At 60.6% G+C, this 16,573-nt stretch carries 15 protein-coding genes; 4 read left to right on the top strand and 11 right to left on the bottom strand.

The window, feature by feature from the left end; all coding sequences use genetic code 11:
- Nucleotides 1–78 precede the first annotated feature (78 nt).
- The 4 genes from MUU55_RS16420 to MUU55_RS16405 form a co-directional block, all read right to left on the bottom strand.
- Nucleotides 79–1,062 carry a tripartite tricarboxylate transporter substrate-binding protein gene (locus MUU55_RS16420; RefSeq protein WP_244761825.1) on the bottom strand — a complete coding sequence of 328 codons (984 nt, stop codon included), beginning with the start codon at nt 1,060–1,062 and terminating at the stop codon, nt 79–81.
- Nucleotides 1,063–1,261: 199 nt separating this feature from the next.
- Nucleotides 1,262–2,617 carry a sigma-54-dependent transcriptional regulator gene (locus tag MUU55_RS16415; protein ID WP_244761824.1) on the bottom strand — a complete coding sequence of 452 codons (1,356 nt, stop codon included), beginning with the start codon at nt 2,615–2,617 and terminating at the stop codon, nt 1,262–1,264.
- Entirely contained in the window at nt 2,614–4,437 is a 1,824-nt protein-coding gene (locus MUU55_RS16410) for a sensor histidine kinase (protein WP_425314186.1), read from the bottom strand. The genes MUU55_RS16415 and MUU55_RS16410 overlap by 4 nt, the downstream gene beginning before the upstream one ends.
- A gap of 88 nt (nt 4,438–4,525) precedes the next feature.
- Entirely contained in the window at nt 4,526–5,026 is a 501-nt protein-coding gene (locus tag MUU55_RS16405) for a heme-degrading domain-containing protein (protein WP_244761823.1), read from the bottom strand.
- A 162-nt stretch (nt 5,027–5,188) separates the two neighbouring features.
- Between MUU55_RS16405 and MUU55_RS16400 the strand changes: the two genes are divergently transcribed.
- On the top strand, nt 5,189–5,770 hold the full coding sequence (locus MUU55_RS16400) for a LysE family translocator (RefSeq protein WP_244761822.1): 582 nt from the start codon (nt 5,189–5,191) through the stop codon (nt 5,768–5,770).
- 9 nt (nt 5,771–5,779) lie between these two features.
- Here MUU55_RS16400 and MUU55_RS16395 read toward each other — a convergent pair whose 3' ends face one another.
- The 5 genes from MUU55_RS16395 to MUU55_RS16375 form a co-directional block, all read right to left on the bottom strand.
- Complete coding sequence (locus MUU55_RS16395; protein ID WP_244761821.1) at nt 5,780–6,073, bottom strand: DUF6074 family protein; 294 nt, start codon at nt 6,071–6,073, stop codon at nt 5,780–5,782.
- Between the two features lie 92 nt (nt 6,074–6,165).
- Nucleotides 6,166–7,488 (bottom strand): plasmid replication protein RepC, encoded by a 1,323-nt coding sequence (gene repC, locus MUU55_RS16390; protein WP_244761820.1) that lies wholly within the window; start codon nt 7,486–7,488, stop codon nt 6,166–6,168.
- A 157-nt stretch (nt 7,489–7,645) separates the two neighbouring features.
- Nucleotides 7,646–8,674, bottom strand: coding sequence for a plasmid partitioning protein RepB (gene repB / locus MUU55_RS16385; protein ID WP_244761819.1), 1,029 nt, complete (start codon nt 8,672–8,674; stop codon nt 7,646–7,648).
- Between the two features lies 1 nt (nt 8,675).
- Nucleotides 8,676–9,884, bottom strand: coding sequence for a plasmid partitioning protein RepA (gene repA / locus MUU55_RS16380; protein WP_244761818.1), 1,209 nt, complete (start codon nt 9,882–9,884; stop codon nt 8,676–8,678).
- A gap of 266 nt (nt 9,885–10,150) precedes the next feature.
- Nucleotides 10,151–10,735: a DUF2585 domain-containing protein gene (locus MUU55_RS16375; protein ID WP_425314194.1), complete on the bottom strand. Its 585-nt coding sequence runs from the start codon at nt 10,733–10,735 to the stop codon at nt 10,151–10,153.
- An 89-nt stretch (nt 10,736–10,824) separates the two neighbouring features.
- Between MUU55_RS16375 and MUU55_RS16370 the strand changes: the two genes are divergently transcribed.
- Complete coding sequence (locus MUU55_RS16370) at nt 10,825–11,841, top strand: fumarylacetoacetate hydrolase family protein (protein WP_244761817.1); 1,017 nt, start codon at nt 10,825–10,827, stop codon at nt 11,839–11,841.
- Nucleotides 11,842–11,845: 4 nt separating this feature from the next.
- Nucleotides 11,846–12,490: a maleylacetoacetate isomerase gene (gene maiA / locus MUU55_RS16365; protein ID WP_244761816.1), complete on the top strand. Its 645-nt coding sequence runs from the start codon at nt 11,846–11,848 to the stop codon at nt 12,488–12,490.
- A 145-nt stretch (nt 12,491–12,635) separates the two neighbouring features.
- On the opposite strand, the gene MUU55_RS16360 is transcribed toward maiA, so the two are convergent.
- Both MUU55_RS16360 and MUU55_RS16355 read right to left on the bottom strand, forming a co-directional pair.
- Nucleotides 12,636–14,117 (bottom strand): NAD-dependent succinate-semialdehyde dehydrogenase, encoded by a 1,482-nt coding sequence (locus MUU55_RS16360; RefSeq protein WP_244761815.1) that lies wholly within the window; start codon nt 14,115–14,117, stop codon nt 12,636–12,638.
- A 95-nt stretch (nt 14,118–14,212) separates the two neighbouring features.
- A complete protein-coding gene (locus tag MUU55_RS16355; RefSeq protein ID WP_244761814.1) occupies nt 14,213–15,490 on the bottom strand; it encodes a 4-aminobutyrate--2-oxoglutarate transaminase in 1,278 nt (425 codons plus the stop codon).
- Nucleotides 15,491–15,738: 248 nt separating this feature from the next.
- Between MUU55_RS16355 and MUU55_RS16350 the strand changes: the two genes are divergently transcribed.
- Nucleotides 15,739–16,554, top strand: coding sequence for a MerR family transcriptional regulator (locus tag MUU55_RS16350; protein ID WP_244761813.1), 816 nt, complete (start codon nt 15,739–15,741; stop codon nt 16,552–16,554).
- Nucleotides 16,555–16,573: the final 19 nt, after the last annotated feature.

Raw genomic sequence — 16,573 nt, 5'->3', positions numbered from 1 at the left:
GGGAACCCGGAAAGATCGCGCAACAGCAGGAAACGCAACGGCGTTGACCGCCGTCACGTTTCCATTTCTCAAACAGGATCAGTCGGCATATTGGCCCGCAGCCTCGATGACAGGCTTCCAGCGTGCGATTTCGCTCTCAAGCTTCGCCTTGAGACCGGCCGGCGTAGCATCGGCATCAGAGGAGGGGGCAGTGCCCAGTTCCGCAAAACGGGCGACCACGTTCGGGTCCTTCAGCGCGAGCTGCAATGACTTCGAGAGCCGCTCCGTCACCTCCGCAGGCGTGCCCTTCGGCGCGTAGATGCCATGCCAGATACCAACCTGAAAGCCCGGCAAGCCACCTTCCTCCGCCGTCGGCACATCCGGAAGATTGCCGAGACGGGCAGGGGAGGTCACGGCATAGGCCTTGATGGTACCGCCCTGGATCTGCTTCGTCGTGTTGGTGGTCTGGTCACACATCACATCGACCTGGCCACCGAGCAGATCGGTCATTGCCGGGCCGGTGCCCTTGTAGGGAACGGTGGTAAACTGTGTCTGCAGCGCGCTCATCAGCATCATGCCGCAGAGATGCGATGCCGCGCCGATCCCGGCATTGGCGACCGTCACCGTGTCCTTGTTTCCCTTCATGTACTCGATCAGGCCCTTGAGATCCGTCGGCTCAAGGTCCTTGCGCGCAACGATGGTCATCGGTACATCCGTGACAAGGCCGACATATTCGAACGCACCGAGGGTATCGTAGGCCAGCTTGCGATAGAGCGTGGCACTGGTGGCCATGCCGATGTGGTGCAGCAGAAGCGTGTAACCGTCTGCATCAGCGCTCGCGACACGCCCCGCGCCGAGCGTGCCGCCCGCGCCGCCGACATTCTCCACAACGATCTGCTGACCGAGGTCCTTCGACATGGCTTCAGCGACAAGGCGGGTGACCGTATCGGTGGGGCCGCCGGCAGAGAAGGGCACGACCATGGTGATCGTGCGTTCCGGATAGGTCTGCCCAAGTGCTGAGGTTGCAAGCAGGCCGGCTGCCAACACAGCCGACGCACCAAACAGGGCTTTCAAGATCTTCATCAAATCCTCCCGAGATGAAACGACCAGCCGGCGCAGCTCCTCCCGCACCGGGTCTGGTTGTCTTTAGAGTGGAGGAAGGGTCGAACGGAGCAAGCCAATTGACCTGTTGACGGGCAAGTTTACCGCCGTAAACCATGTCCAATGGGTAGCTTTGGGGACATTGGAGGCAATCTATGGGTGGAAATCCACCCACCTGCGATCACGGATCGTCCAGAAAAGCATCGGACCGCACGTCCTTGTCGAGTCCATATTTCTGCATCTTCTCGTAAAGCGTCTTGCGTGACACGCCAAGCTGTTCATAAACCGGTTTCAGACTGCCGCCATGTACGGCCAGTGCGCTGGCGATCAAACCACGCTCGTAGGACGCAACCTTGTCGGCCAGCCGCTGCGGGGCCAGATCGGGCAAATTTTCCAGCGACGTCGCGGGGAGGCCGAGCACCAACCGATCGGCTGCATTTCGCAGTTCGCGAACATTGCCCGGCCAGCCGCGCGCCGCGATCTCGGTCAGCACCTCCGGCGTTACGTCGATATCACTACGCCTGTAGCGCGCCGCCGCTTCGCGCACGAGCTGGAGGAAGAGGAGAGGGATATCGGCCCGACGCTGCGACAGTGAGGGCACATGAAGGGTCGCGACATTGAGGCGATAGAGCAGGTCGGCACGAAAGCGACCGGCGGCAACTTCGGCTTCAAGATCGACCTTGCTCGTCGCAACAAACCGCACATCCAGAGCAACGGGTTCGTTCGAGCCCAGGCGCGTGATGACACGTTCCTGCAGCACACGAAGGAATTTTGCCTGCAAATCGAAGGGCATGGAGCCGATCTCGTCTAGCAGGATCGTGCCGCCACGGCCATGTTCAAATTTGCCGTAGCGTGGACGAAGCGCGCCTGGAAAAGCGCCCGCCTCATGGCCGAAGAGCTCGCTCTCGATCAGATTTTCAGGAAGCGCCGCGCAGTTGATTGCGATGAACGAACGGCCGGCGCGACCGCTGATATCGTGTAGCGCCCTGGCGACGACCTCCTTGCCCACCCCCGTCTCGCCGACAATGAGCGTATCCGCATCCGTCGCCCCGATAGCTCTGAGCCTGTATCGCAGGTCGACCATCACCTGCGTTCGCCCGGGTAGCCGCGCCTCGATATCATCGCGCTTTCCAGCTACGGCACGCAGGCGACGGTTCTCCAGAACGAGGCTGCGCCGGTCCATCGCCCGGCGAATGACGCCTGCCAGATGCTGGGCCGCGAAGGGCTTTTCAACGAAGTCATAGACTCCGGCGCGCATGGCGCTGACCGCAAGCTGCACATCCGCATGTCCCGTCACCAGAATGACCGGCACTTCAGGATCGACCTCGCGGATACGCTGGAGCAATGTCATCCCGTCCATGCCGGGCATGCGGATGTCGCTGACCACGACACCATCGAAAGCATAGCCGACACGCTCCAGCACCGGTTCGGCTGCCGAAAACGGTTCGACCGTGAAATCGAAGAGTTCCAAAGCCTGGGCTGACGAGCGGCGCATTTCGTCATCGTCATCAATCAGGAGCACACGAGGGGACGTCATTCCGCCGCCTCCTGAACATTATCGGCCGGGGCGAGTACGATACGAAAGACCGCTCCCCCATCAAGATGGTTTCCGACTGTGAGGTCTCCATCGAAGTCTTTGATAATATTATAAGAAATCGAGAGGCCAAGTCCCAGCCCCTTGCCAACGCCTTTCGTTGTGAAGAACGGGTCGAAAATCCGCTCGGCTATGGCCGCCGGCACACCCGGTCCGTGATCTCGCACCGAAATGACAATACGCCCATCAGTGCGACCGGCCGAAAGCAGGATCTTCCTGTTCTCCAATCCCTCGACGGCATCCGCCGCGTTGCTAACGATATTGACCAAGACCTGCTGCAATCGCACCGGCCCGGCCTGAACCGCCAGGCCCTGCTCCTCGAGCAGCAACACCAGCTGCGCATCGGCCGCCTTGAGTCTCGGCGTAACTATTTCGAGCGTGTCCGCTATGACATCCGAGAGCAAAACCGGCCCAAGCTTTTCATTCGGTTTGCGAGCGAAATTGCGTAAGTGCCGGCTTATGGAAGCCATACGGTCGATCAAACCGGAAATACGGCGGACATTGTCCTGCGCCTCGGGCACTCGACCGCGATCAATCAGCAGGCTGGCGCTGTCCGCATAGGTCTTTGCCGCGGCGAGGGGTTGGTTGAATTCATGCGAGAGAGCAGCCGACATCTGGCCGAGGCCTGCAAGCTTCCCCGCCTGGATCAGGTCGGCTTGGGTTTTGCGCAGCTCCTGCTCCGTCAACCGGCGCTCCGCGACTTCAAGCTCTATCTGTTCGTTGACCCGCGCAAGATCTGCAGTACGCTCTTCAACCCGCCGCTCCAGCTCAACCTGGGTTTCCTCCTGCAGGCGCAGGCGCTCCACCACGCGAGCGCGACGCTGCCAAAGCACGGCACCGCCGAGCCCCGCCAGGCAGATGAAAAGCAAAATGGCAATCAAGGTGGTGCGTGCTTGTGCGCGCACCGATGCGGTGTCGAGAAGAACATTCACCGTCCAGTCCGCCTCCGACATGTACTGGGAGAGCCGGAGATATTCCCGACTCGCTCCGTCGGAAGCTATGCTCATCAGATGTTGACCATGGTAAACCGTCTCACTCACGGGGAGGGGGCGCAAATGCGCCTCGGCGTAGCGGCGCGACGCCTGCGTGCGGGAAAGTCGATCAGCATCCAAGGGTAGAATACCGGTATAAAGCCATTCCGGGCTCCCGGTCATGAAGATAATCCCCTCGGGATCCGCGACGAAGATCTTGTATTCGCCGCCACGCCAGGACGTCTCGATGGAGTCGATATCCACCTTGAAGACAATGACGCCGAGGATCTTCCCGGCAACCTCCACGGGCGAGGAGAAATAATAGCCTCGCTTCAGCGAAGTGGTTCCAAGCGCATAGAATCGAGCCTGTTTTCCCGCGATCGCATCCTGGAAATAAGGACGATAATGAAAGTTCTGCCCGACGAAGGTTGCTGGCTGGTCATAATTGCTGGCTGCGATCGTATTGCCGTCGGGCGTCATGACATAAATATCAGACGACTCCAGTAATCCGTTGATTTCCCTCAGGTAGTCATTCGCCACACGGCGAAAGGCCGGATCGCCCGGGTTCTGAAGGAGCGCTTCGATGTCGTCATGGTCGGCGATCAGCGCGGGCAGGGGTTCGTATCGGCTGAGGTGTCCACCGAGGGCGGCAACGGCGAGACGCAGAGCAGAGCCTGCCTGCAACGACGCTTCGTCCATGTAGCTGCGCGTCATCAGCGTTCCGCCCTGCAGGATCGCAAGGACGATGGCGATCGGCAAGATCGCAAACGCCAGGGCTTGACCCACTTTCACGGAATGGGGGCTCCTCTCCTCCACCGGCCGAAAGAATCCGGCCGGACCATCCTACCAGCCCCTCATCCGTTTTCCAGAGGGGGAGGGGTCAGTCCGGCAGGCGGCTATCGCCAAGATCAACCTTCAGGAAGGCGGCGATCGCATCGACCACGATCGCGTGATCCGTCCGCTGTGGCACGCCCGAAACCGTGACCGCACCGACACATCCCAGATCAGCCACAAAAAGCGGGAAGCTGCCGCCGTGAACGGCGAAATCCGCCAAAGGGAGATTATGCGCTTCCTCCTGGTTCCGACCTGAAAGCGCCAGGCGACGGCCAACCAGATAAGATGAATGCCAAAGCCGCAGCACGGTATTTCGCTTGCGGCGTATCCATTCGACATTGTCCGTGGAAGTTCCCGGAAGCGCGCAATGGAAAAGAATCCGATCCCGCAAGGAAATATCGATCGCCACACCGGCTCCCATGGCCCGTGCGGTATCTCGCACGCAATTGCCGAGTGCCCAGGCGTCGTCCGGGCTGAACCGATCAAAACGCAGAAGCCGCTCCTGCTCCTCAATCCGGCGAATATCGTTTGCAATCATGTCCGTCATCGTCTTCCCCCTGCACCAAACGCCTCCTGTTCCTAGCGGGACATAAGGGAGAGGGAAAGAGCGATCTTGCACGCAACCAATCTCTTGACGGAGATCAAGGTTGCTCTCGAGGTGGAAACGTAGAAAGAGGAGTAGAGATCGCGCCTTCCCTGGGAACCATCGATGCCGGACAGCCTGTTCATCTTCGCCATCCTCGCTTTGCTCCTGACGCCGGGGCCGACCAACACTCTGCTGACGGTTGGTGCGGCGGCGCGCGGGTTTCGCGAAAGCCTGCCGCTGCTTCTCGGCGAATTGGCCGGCTATCTTGTGGTGGTCGTTCCCCTGGCGACAGTCGCCGCTGCCCTCTTTGAGGGGCGCCCTGTGCTCTCCGCCGTTCTGCGCATCCTTGCGGCCTGCTGGGTTCTTCTTCTCGCCATTCGCCTCTGGCTTGTTTCAGCGAGAAAAGAAGGGGAGGGGGCGTCAAAAACCGTAACGGTCGGTCAGGTTTTTTTGACCACCACGCTCAACCCGAAGGCCCCGATAATAGGGCTCGTCATCATGCCGCACGGTCCATTCATGGAAATCGCGCCATCGCTCGGGCTTTTCTGCCTGCTGGTTGCGGCGGCAGGAACAAGTTTCCTTGTGCTCGGCAGTCTTGTCGGCCGCGTTCCGATCCTGCCGACAAGACTGGTCTATCGGATTGCCGCGGTCTTCCTGGTCATCTTTTCACTCGGCCTTGCAAGCAGCGCAACAGGCCTGCTTTAAGCTCGGTGATCAGGCTTCTTCCACAAGGTGCATGCGCATAAGCTCTTGCTGCACCTCGTCCTGAAATGCAAAGACGGCGGCACGGGCACCGTCGTCACTCGACCCGAGCCTTCGCATCTCATCGGCCAGCTCCCGGCAAACCTTTCTCCAGTAAAGCAGCGCATCCTCGCCCTGCAAACCATCGAGTTCGCCAGCGCACTGGCGAATTTGTGCCGTGCGACGCTCCGCGGGGAAGGGCACAACCGGGCCCGTATCGGTGGCAACAAAACGGCGGTGCATCTGGGCGGAGGCGTAGGGGGGCATTGATTCGGGCTTCCTTGTCTTGCCCCCCATGATTACGGATTGCATGGTTAACACGCAGTTTCCAAAGCCGAATTCCCTGTTCCGATTTGTGATCATCCCGCCCGTTTCGCCGGTGTCTGATTGGCCCGCGCCAACGCCATCAGCATCGGACCGAGCGTGAACTCGCCGCGCTCCGCCCGACGGCTAAGGTCCCGCAGATAGCCGCCCGCCGAATTGATATGGCCGGAACGCTCCAGAATGCAGGCTATAACAGTCGCCGCATTCTCCGGTCCCAACACCCCGCAGGCATCTTCATACGCAGACGGGCTTATCGCCAGCATCGAGCGAACCACCACGGCTGCCGTCATCAGATCGCGCCAGCTGGAGATCGTGCCGCCGGGACCAAATGGAACAATTTCCGGGCAGGCCTGCAAAACGAGGGGGAGGGGATAGGGCTTCTGCGGCTCGGGCCCGGCACCAAGAGGACGCTGCCGCCTGTCATGTCTCTCATCACCGCGGGAATTTTCCGGTTCTGCCGGCCCTGCAGGTTTGGCCAACGCCGCCATGTCAGCCATCACCGGCGTATCCGATTGAATTTCGACCTTTCCGTCCTGCTTCGTTTCGAAGCGAGGTTCAGAATCAGAGGTGGATTCGGGTTTTGAATTCTGTTTGTGCCGCTCAGTTTGGTCGGGATAGCCAGCCGAATTATGAACAATAATCTGCTTTTCCATGCAGTTGAGTATCTCGACCCGCAACGCTTCGAGCGCCGTGAGGATCGGATTGAGAATTTCAGGCGTCGCAATACGCGGCAATCCCAGAATTTGTACGCGATATTCGGCTTCGAACTGCATCCAGTCGCCAGAAAGGCCGTCTTCCAGTGCCGTTTCTATCAGTTTGACGATATCGCGGCGAACAAGCGTGATGCGCTCACGGAGGCGCTGCAGCAGCATCCGTTCCGCTGTAACCGATGCCGCAAGCTGCTCGATCTCTCCTGCTCGTGCCAGCAGAGGCGTCAATGAAAAGCCATAGGCCTCCCCGATCTCCCCTCCCCTGTCGCGACGGACATATCGTTTGCCATTGGGGCTGTCCCGCCGCACCAGGAGACCGGCGTCGACGAGAGCCGCGAGATGCCGGCGCAGCGTCGTTTCCGCCATGCCATGCGTGCGTAAGGAGAGCTGCATGTTGGAAGGGAAGACAACGAGGTTATCGCTGCCTGAAAGCTCCGTCTTCGGATAGAAACTCATCAACGCGTTCAGGACAGAGAGCGCGCGATCGCTGACGCGCAGTTTCGGCCGCGCCTCGCAAAGCCAACGATAGAGCTTCCACTTGTCGATACTGGCCTCCGGCGAGACCGTCTTGGCGATAGCCTGGCTTGCCAACATGCCAAGCGTCATCGCTCGGCGCCCAAAGGGCGTCGTTATCCCATCCGTTTCCATGTCTCTTCACCCTCAAAAAGGCAAAAGAGACCCCTTCATCGAAAACCGATGCCAAAAACGCTTGACTGTGATTCGGGGAAGTGCGACTCTCAGGCTGCTAAACGATGAGAAGGGCTTCCGCGACGGTAACGTTGAGGGGGCCTTTTTCTTTTGCGGATCAATCTCCCGATTTCTGTTTCTTTTCAGCCCGATACGCCTCGTAAAGGCGATCCAGGTTCTGCGTGATATAGGCCCCGAAGGCCGCGGCTTCCGCGGCTTTCAGCGCAATCGTGTACTGACGGCCATTGGCCTTGATGCTCGCTCGAACGGCTCCGTCCTTGCGTTCCCAGGCAGCGGGGGCAGGCCTTGCGGCATGCGCCGGCGTTTCCATTTTTGCGAGGTGGCCACTGACAAGATTGAAACGCTCCTCCGGCGAGCGAATCCGGATCCGCTCGCGCCCGAGGAACTCGATGGCCTTGTCCTCATTGGACGCCTCATCGAAACGGGTCGCGAGCTCGTGCCAGCGATCGCGGCCGATGGCCAGCGCCGGGCCGATACCCAATCGCACCGCCTTCGGAATCCTGTTCACAACCGACAACATTTTTGAAACTGTCGTCTTGTCGATACTGAGTGCAGCCATGATCGTCTCACGATCAAAGCCGCGGCTTTCCAGTTCACCGGCAAAGGTCGCGCGTTCCAGGAACGAGAGGTCTGCACGTGCACTGTTTTCCTGACCCTGCGCGATAACGTGATCGCGGTCAGTAAGGGCCTTGACGACGGCGCGCACCGGGCGACCGAGCAGGCGTGCCGCTTTCGCGCGTCGGTGACCGAAGGCTATCTGATAGACACCGTCCTTCGTCGGATGCGGACGCACGAGGATCGGCGAATCCTGGCCACGCACCCGCATCGCATCCACCAGTTCCTGAAACTGCTGATCGGAATGTGCGAGACGGTCCGAGACGAAGGAGTCCTCGATCTGATCCGGTTCAAGCTCTATGACGACCTCGCCGGCCGTCAGTTTTGCTTCGATCTCCTTGGCCGCATCCGCCTTCGCCGCTAGCGCATCGATGCTGCGCGTCACCGCGCCGAGTGCGCCGATGCCCTTGTAGGTGACATGCTGGCGTTGCTCCTCCGCCACCGGGTTTACCGGCGTCAACTTGTCATTGGCGGGGGCCATCAGATTGGAAAGAACGTTCTTGCGCGCCATATCAACGCCCCCATGCCTTGTGGATCAGTTCGACGAGTTCCGAATTGACCGCTTCCATGGATTCGAACGCGCGGTCATAGGTCGCACGCGTGAACTGACTGCGATCGACCTCATAAAGCGTCTGGTTGGTCAGCGCGGCATCGGCAATGGCAACACTGCGGACCATCGGACTGGTCAGCACATGCTGCTTGAACATCGAGCGCATGAAAGCGACCATCTGGGTCTGCGGCCCGTCCGCCGGATCGTAACGGGTGACAAGATAGCGCAACCAGTCGAGATTCATATTGCCACCCGCGCTCTTCAGCGTGTTCAGCACTTCGCCAAGCATCTGCAGGAACTGGCACATCGACATGACGTCGAGCATCTGCGGATGCACGGTGATCAGCACCGCCGTCGCGCCACAGATCGCACTCATCGTCAGGAAGCCGAGCTGCGGCGGGCAGTCGATAACCACCACGTCATAGTCGTCGGCGACGGAGGAGAGCGCCTCGTCGAGACGGGCAAAGAAGATGCGGCCGTAGTCGCCCCGGTTGCCCTGTGCCAGAACACGCGGCGTATCGTGCTCGAATTCCATGAGTTCGAGATTACCCGGCACGATATCGAGGCCCGGAAAATTCGTCTTGCGAATGATCTCCTTCAGCGGCCGGCGCTGGTCGTCGTAGCGAATGGCCGCGTAGAGCGTCTCGTTCTCATTGACGTCGAATTCCGGCTGGAAACCGTGAATCGCCGAAAGACTGGCCTGCGGGTCGAGATCAACGGCAAGGACACGGTGCCCGGTAAGCGCCAGATGTTGCGCCAGATGCGCCGTCGTCGTGGTCTTGCCGGAACCACCCTTGAAATTCACGACAGCCACGACCTGCAGATGCTCACTGCCTCTGCGATGCGGGATATAGCGCTGGCCTCGGCTGTTCTGCTCCAGATATTTGCGCATCTCCTGGAGTTGATCGGCGGAATAGGAGCGGCGGCCGGAGGGCGTGACCTGCGGCAGCGGACCCTTCGATTCAAGGGAGAGATTGCGCAGATAACCGCTGGTGACACCAAGGAAATGGGCGGCTTCGCTCAGCTGGAACTGGCGCAGGGACTTCTGCGCAACGGGTGGGAACATTTCCAACCGATGTTGCTTCAGCTTGTCCGACAGCTCATGGGCCTGACCGATGATCAGTTGATCGACCTCGGAAATTGCCTGCCCGAACATTGCAGCCATATTCATGTCGCGAATCTCAAAATGCGTTTCAAAGCCTATTTGGCGATTTAAACCGCATTTAGAACCGATTCGGAAGGAAGGGCAAGGCCGGCACGGCGAATGCACGGCACGGGAAAGCCGTGACGCTTCAATAATTTGCAGCCTAGCTTATTGACCTCGCGTCACCAATCGGCGTCGCACGATTCGTGTGGGCAAAAACACAAGACGAGCCCCGGAGAGACCGCTTACCACATCCCGACTCGCGCCGGCCGCGGGGCAAGCGCAAAATGACGTCAGCCGCCTTGCCAGGCCTTCACCGCTTCCATCGGCCAGACGAGCATCAGAATATTCAGCGTCAAGCCATCACGAATGAGATAGGTCGTCGTGGCCTCAAAGACCACGATGATCACGATGCTGGCCCAGACCGGCAGGCGTGAGGCAAGGAAGAACCCAACCACCATCGCCAAGATATCCATGCTCGAATTTATGACGCTGTCGCCGAAATAGTCGAGCGAGATGGTCGACTCGCGATAGCGGTTGATGATCATGTCGGTGTTTTCGAGGATTTCCCACGCGCATTCGACGATCAGCGACAGCGTGAGACGAAGGTTCATGCTCGCCTTTGGCAGGACCAGCGTGAACAGCCCGAAGAACAGAATGCCATGGATAATATGGCTCGGCGTGTACCAATCGGTCAGATGCTGCGAGTTTTCCGAGGAAATAACGACGCCATGCCACAGTTTGACATATCCGCACTTGCAGATGAGCGGCTGACCCATCGTATAAAGGATGGCGGCCGTCGCGGCGATGAAGGCCATGACGATCAGCAGGGAGTTTCGGACCGTGCGGTTCACGCGGGATTTCCTTGAAGAAGCGATGTGCCGCGACAGTGGCACACGAGGGTGGAGACAGGCGGCCGGAGGATGACACGATCTGGCGGCCGCAAACAAGATCGGGAGAGAGACGTATGAAACTTGCGACGCTGAAAAATTCCACCCGTGACGGCCGGCTGGTCGTCGTTTCGCGCGACCTGACGCGCTGCTCGGAAGTGGGTCATATCGCCCGCACCCTGCAGAACGCGCTGGATGATTGGGAGCATGTCGCGCCGCGGCTGGAGCGCGTCGCCGAGGGGCTTGAAACCGGCGCGCAGCCGACCGCTCGCTTTCACGAGCATGACGCAACCTCGCCTTTGCCGCGCGCCTATGCATGGGCGGACGGCTCCGCCTATGTCAATCATGTCGAACTGGTGCGCAAAGCGCGCAATGCCGAAATGCCGGAGAGTTTCTGGACCGATCCCCTGATGTACCAGGGCGGCTCCGACAGCTTTTTGGGGCCGCGTGATCCAATTCTCGCAGCCGACGAGAGCTGGGGGATCGACATGGAAGCGGAGATCGCCGTTGTCGTCGGCGACGTGCCCATGGGCGCGAGCGTCGAGGAAGCGCGCGCCGCCATCAAGCTCGTCATGCTCGTCAACGACGTGTCGCTCCGTGGCCTCATTCCCTCCGAACTCGCCAAGGGTTTCGGCTTCTTCCAGTCCAAACCCTCATCGGCCTTCTCCCCGGTCGCCGTGTCGCCCGATGAGCTGGGCGACGCGTGGAAGGACGGCAAGCTGCACCTGCCGCTGCTGGTTTCGCTGAACGGCAAGGCCTTCGGCCGCGCCAATGCGGGTGTCGACATGACCTTCGATTTCGGCCAGCTCGTCGCCCATGCCGCAAAAACCCGGCCGCTCGTCGCCGGCACCATCATCGGTTCCGGCACGGTTTCCAACAAACTCGATGGCGGGCCTGGCAAGCCGGTCTCGGAAGGCGGCGCCGGCTACTCCTGCATCGCCGAACTTCGTACCATCGAGACGATCGCGACAGGTGCCCCCAAAACGCCCTTCATGAAGTTCGGCGACATCGTGCGCATCGAGATGAAGGACAAGACCGGCCATTCGATCTTCGGCGCGATCGAGCAGACGGTCAAAAAATACGAAAAGGAATGAAGTCTTGACCGATGACGTCGTTCTGTTCGACTATTGGCGCTCATCCGCCAGCTATCGTGTGCGCATCGCGCTCGAAAGCCTCGGCCTTGCGTATCGCCGGGAATCCGTCGATCTGCTGGCCGGTGCCCAGCGTTCCGCCGAACACCGCGCCCGCAACCCGCAGGGGCTCGTGCCGGCGCTTGCCATCGACGGGCACATGATGACGCAGTCGCTTGCGATCATCGAATATCTCACAGAAACGCGCCCTGAGGCGCGTTTCCTTCCCGCCGATCCGCTCGGGCGGCAGCGCGTGCGCACAATCGCCTACGCCATCGCCATGGAAATCCACGCCGTCTGCAACACGGGCATCGTCGGCCATGTCATGGAAATCACCGGAGGAGGCGACGCGATCCGTATCGCCTGGATGAAGAAATTCATCGGGGAGGGGCTAGCCGCGGTGGAAGTCCTGTTGAACGATCCCGCCACCGGCACGTTCTGCCACGGAGATAGTCCCACCATGGCCGATTTCTGCCTTGTCCCGCAGGTCTACAATGCCGAGCGCTGGGGAGCCGACATAACCGGCCTTGAGCAGGTAAAGTGCATTGCCGCAAATTGCCGCGCACTGCCGGCTTTCAAGGCGGCGCATCCCGAAACGGTGAAAGGCGCCTGAGGATCACAAATCGCCAGCCGCTCCCAGAGACACCGCGTGCATTGGCATCGATCGCACTTTTCCGGCGGATGCCCGGCGATTGTCATATCTGCACGGACAATTCAACAAAATCGCCCCGCACCAGGCGGGGCGATTTTTGGGTTCATCAGGCGACGTCGCCCATGCAAACGTATTTCAGCTCGAGATAGTCGTCGGCACCGTGCGCCGAACCCTCGCGGCCTAGACCGGACTGTTTGATGCCACCGAAAGGCGCAGCTTCCGAGGAAATAAGGCCGGTATTGACGCCGACCATACCGTATTCCAGCGCTTCTGTGACTTTCCAGACCTTCTTCAGATCACCCGCGAAGAAGTAGGCGGCAAGGCCGAATTCCGTGTCGTTCGCCTGCTCGATAACGTCTTCCACCGTATCGAAGCGGAAGAGGGGCGCGACGGGACCGAAGGTTTCCTCCCGCGCGACCGTCATGCCGCGCACGACGCCTTTGAGCACCGTCGGCTCGAAGAACGTGCCGTTGCCGGCAATGCGCTTGCCGCCCGCAACGACGGTAGCTCCCTTGGAAACGGCATCGGCGATATGGGCCTCAACCTTGTCGATGGCCGCTTCCTCGATCAGCGGGCCAATGGTCACGCCCTTGTCGAAGCCGTTGCCGACCGAAAGCTCGGCGACTTTCCTAGCCAGTTTTTCGGCGAAGGCATCATAGACATTCGACTGCACATAGATGCGGTTGGCGCAGACACAGGTCTGGCCCGCATTGCGGTATTTCGAAACCATGGCGCCTTCGACGGCCGCGTCGAGATTGGCGTCGTCGAACACGATGAAGGGCGCATTGCCGCCGAGTTCCAGGCTCACCTTCTTGATCTGGTCGGAGCACTGGCGCATCAGAATGCGACCGACTTCCGTCGAGCCCGTGAAGGAGATCTTGCGCACCTTCGGATTGAAGCAGAGCTCCTTGCCGATCGCGGGACCATCGGTGCCGAGGATCACGTTGAAGACACCGGCCGGAATGCCGGCCTTCTCAGCCAGCACGGCAAGGGCGATCGCCGAGAGCGGGGTCTGCTCGGCGGGCTTGGAGACCACCGTACAACCGACGGCAAGCGCCGGGGCGATCTTGCGGGCGATCATTGCGGCCGGGAAGTTCCATGGCGTGATCGTGCCGACGACGCCGACCGGCTGCTTGATGACGAGCATGCGCTTGTCGGCGGACGGCGCAGGGATCGTTTCGCCATTGATGCGCTTGGCTTCTTCCGCATACCATTCGACATAGGAGGCTGCATAAAGGATTTCGCCCTTGGCTTCCGCCAGCGGCTTGCCCATTTCGGCAGTCAGGATGGCGGCGAGCTCATCGGCATTGGCGATGATCAGGTCGTGCCATTTGCGCAGAAGCGCGCTGCGATCCTTGGCCGGGCGGGCAGCCCAGCTGGCCTGTGCCTTGTAAGCGGCGTCGATCGCCGCGGCCGTCTCGGTCGCGCCCATTTCAGGCAGGGTCGCAAGCTTTTCGCCCGTTGCGGGGTTGAGGACGTCAAATGTCTCCGCACCGTTGCCGCCGATCCAGTTGCCATTGACATAGCCTGCATCGCGCAGGAATTCGGTCGACTTCAGGTGCCGGGTGAGAGCGTCGTAGAAGGCCATAATTGCGTCCCTTTCGGACATAGACAGTCGTTCACCCGGAGCGATTGCTCCGGGTGTCGTCTTGAGAGATTTGATTTAGTCGTTTGCGTCGCCGGTCAGGCGGCGCGGGCCTCGATCATCGCGGCTTCGAGGATGTCGAGCGCCTCGGCAAAAACCTCGTCCTGGATGGTGATCGGCGCGAGGAAGCGGATGACGTTGCCATGTACGCCGCAGGTGAGCAGGATGAGTCCCTTTTCCAGGGCCTTCAGGCGCACCTTGTTGGCGAAATCGGCGCTCGGCTGCTTCGTGGTGACGTCATTGAACTCGACGGCATTCATGAAGCCCGGGCCGCGGATGTCGACGATCTCGGGGATCTTGTCCTGCAGGGAGGCGAGGCGCTGCTTGAGGCGCGCACCGAGATTTTCAGCGCGGTTGCAGAGATCCTCGTCCTTGATGACGTCGAGAACGGCGTGGGCCGCCGCCACGCCGATCGGGCTACCGGCATAGGTGCCGCCGAGACCGCCGGGGCCGGGGGCGTCCATGATTTCGGCGCGGCCGGTGACAGCTGCGATCGGGAAGCCGCCGCCGAGGCCCTTGGCCATGGTCATCAGGTCGGCAGCGATGCCGTAGTGCTCCATGGCAAACAGCTTGCCGGTACGGGCAAAGCCGGTCTGCACTTCGTCGGCGATCAGCAGGATACCGTGCTGGTCGCAGATCTCGCGCAGCGCCTTCATGAAGTTGACCGGAACCGGATAGAAGCCGCCTTCACCCTGCACCGGCTCGACGATGATCGCCGCGACGCGGTTCGGATCGACGTCGGCGGCAAACAGCTTCTTGAGCACGGAAAGTGACTGCTCGACGGTCGTGCCATGCATCTCGACCGGGAAAGGTGCATGATAGACGTCGGCTGGCATGGCGCCGAAACCAACCTTGTAGGGCACGACCTTGCCGGTCAGTGCCATGCCCATGAATGTGCGGCCGTGGAAGCTGCCGGTGAAGGCGATCACAGCCTGGCGGCCGGTCGCGGCACGGGCGATCTTCACCGCATTTTCAACAGCCTCCGCTCCGGTCGTCACGAAGATCGTCTTCTTGGCAAAGTTGCCGGGCGTGATGGTGTTCAGGCGCTCGGCGAGTTCGACATAGTTTTCGTAGGGCACGACCTGATGGCAGGTGTGCGTAAAGCGGTCGAGCTGGTTCTTGACGGCTTCGATGACGCGCGGATGGCGGTGGCCGGTATTGACCACGGCGATACCGGCGGCGAAATCGATATAGCGGTTGCCTTCCTTGTCCCAGATTTCCGCGTTCTCGGCGCGATCCGCATAGATCTGCGTGGTCATGCCGACGCCGCGGGAAATGGCGGCGTTCTTGCGATCGGTAAGGGGCGTGGCAGTCATGGCGCTATCCTGAATCTGGGGGCTTCGTTTCGCTCTGTCTCATCGCAATTCCGAACGCAAAACCGCTGAGTGCCTTTGCTGAAATTGCGTTAACTTACATTTTTTCTGCAAGTCTCAAGTGGAATTCCTACATTTTTTCTGTAAGAATGCAATATGGATTTTACGCCGGCAATGCGACGGTTTTTCGGGCCATACGCGGCTGGCCGGATGCTATAAGCGAACCATATACAGAATCAGGGATTGGCGCGATGGGTTCCGAGGAACCGGTGCACTACAAGGTGGCGGAAGCCGCGCGGCTTGCCGGCGTTTCCGCCTCGACACTGCGACTTTGGGAAACCCAGGGGCTCGTCGTTCCGGGCCGCTCCGAGACCGGCCACAGGCAATACAGCGCCGACGATGTCGCCCGGTTGAAACGCATCGCCTGGTATCGCACCGAACGCGGCCTGAACCCCGCCGCGATACGCGAGGCGCTGGAGGCCGAGGATCCCGCCGTCGACAGCACCGCCGCCGAAAGCGATACCCCGCAGGGTGTCGGCCGCAAGCTGCGCAGTCTTCGTCACGATGCCGGCAAGACGCTGGATCAGGTCGCCGGCGATATCGGGATTGCCACCTCCGTGCTTTCCACCTTCGAGCGAACCTCGCAGGGTGTGACTTTTCGCGTGCTGCACGATCTGGCGGAATACTACGGCACGACCGTCTCGAAACTCTCCGGCGAGGAGGAAAGCGACAACCGCTCCGTTGTCCGCGCCGGGGAATGGAAGTTCTGGCCCGAAACGTCCCCCGGCGTCACGGTTCAGGTCCTGGCCGACGGCCGCAACATGATGGACTGCCACCGCTTCGTGCTTGCACCCGGCGCCTCCTCGGACGGCGCCTATAAACACGAGGGCGAGGAGTTCGTGCATGTCCTCTCCGGCCGCGTCGAGATGGTGCTCGACGGCCAGGAGTTCCACGACCTCGGCCCCGGCGACAGCCTCTACTTCGAAAGCGCCCGGCGCCACGCCTGGCGCAACCGTCACGACGGCGAAACGGTGCTCATCTGGATCAATACCCCGCCAACCTTCTGATCTTGACGCGGCGCCACCC

It is taken from the genome of Shinella curvata (genome assembly GCF_022899935.1).
GTDB classification, from domain to species: domain Bacteria; phylum Pseudomonadota; class Alphaproteobacteria; order Rhizobiales; family Rhizobiaceae; genus Shinella; species Shinella curvata.
This window is presented reverse-complemented; position numbering and strand designations above follow the sequence as displayed.

Bases quoted from the DNA above. Each gene is read 5' to 3' on its own strand.
- MUU55_RS16400 (WP_244761822.1), top strand. From the start codon at position 5,189: ATGCCGGACAGCCTGTTCATCTTCGCCATCCTCGCTTTGCTCCTGACG.
- MUU55_RS16420 (WP_244761825.1), bottom strand. From the start codon at position 1,062: ATGAAGATCTTGAAAGCCCTGTTTGGTGCGTCGGCTGTGTTGGCAGCC.
- MUU55_RS16370 (WP_244761817.1), top strand. From the start codon at position 10,825: ATGAAACTTGCGACGCTGAAAAATTCCACCCGTGACGGCCGGCTGGTC.
- MUU55_RS16350 (WP_244761813.1), top strand. From the start codon at position 15,739: ATGGGTTCCGAGGAACCGGTGCACTACAAGGTGGCGGAAGCCGCGCGG.
- MUU55_RS16405 (WP_244761823.1), bottom strand. From the start codon at position 5,026: ATGACGGACATGATTGCAAACGATATTCGCCGGATTGAGGAGCAGGAG.
- MUU55_RS16355 (WP_244761814.1), bottom strand. From the start codon at position 15,490: ATGACTGCCACGCCCCTTACCGATCGCAAGAACGCCGCCATTTCCCGC.
- MUU55_RS16395 (WP_244761821.1), bottom strand. From the start codon at position 6,073: ATGCCCCCCTACGCCTCCGCCCAGATGCACCGCCGTTTTGTTGCCACC.
- MUU55_RS16415 (WP_244761824.1), bottom strand. From the start codon at position 2,617: ATGACGTCCCCTCGTGTGCTCCTGATTGATGACGATGACGAAATGCGC.
- repC (WP_244761820.1), bottom strand. From the start codon at position 7,488: ATGGAAACGGATGGGATAACGACGCCCTTTGGGCGCCGAGCGATGACG.
- MUU55_RS16360 (WP_244761815.1), bottom strand. From the start codon at position 14,117: ATGGCCTTCTACGACGCTCTCACCCGGCACCTGAAGTCGACCGAATTC.
- repB (WP_244761819.1), bottom strand. From the start codon at position 8,674: ATGGCGCGCAAGAACGTTCTTTCCAATCTGATGGCCCCCGCCAATGAC.
- repA (WP_244761818.1), bottom strand. From the start codon at position 9,884: ATGAATATGGCTGCAATGTTCGGGCAGGCAATTTCCGAGGTCGATCAA.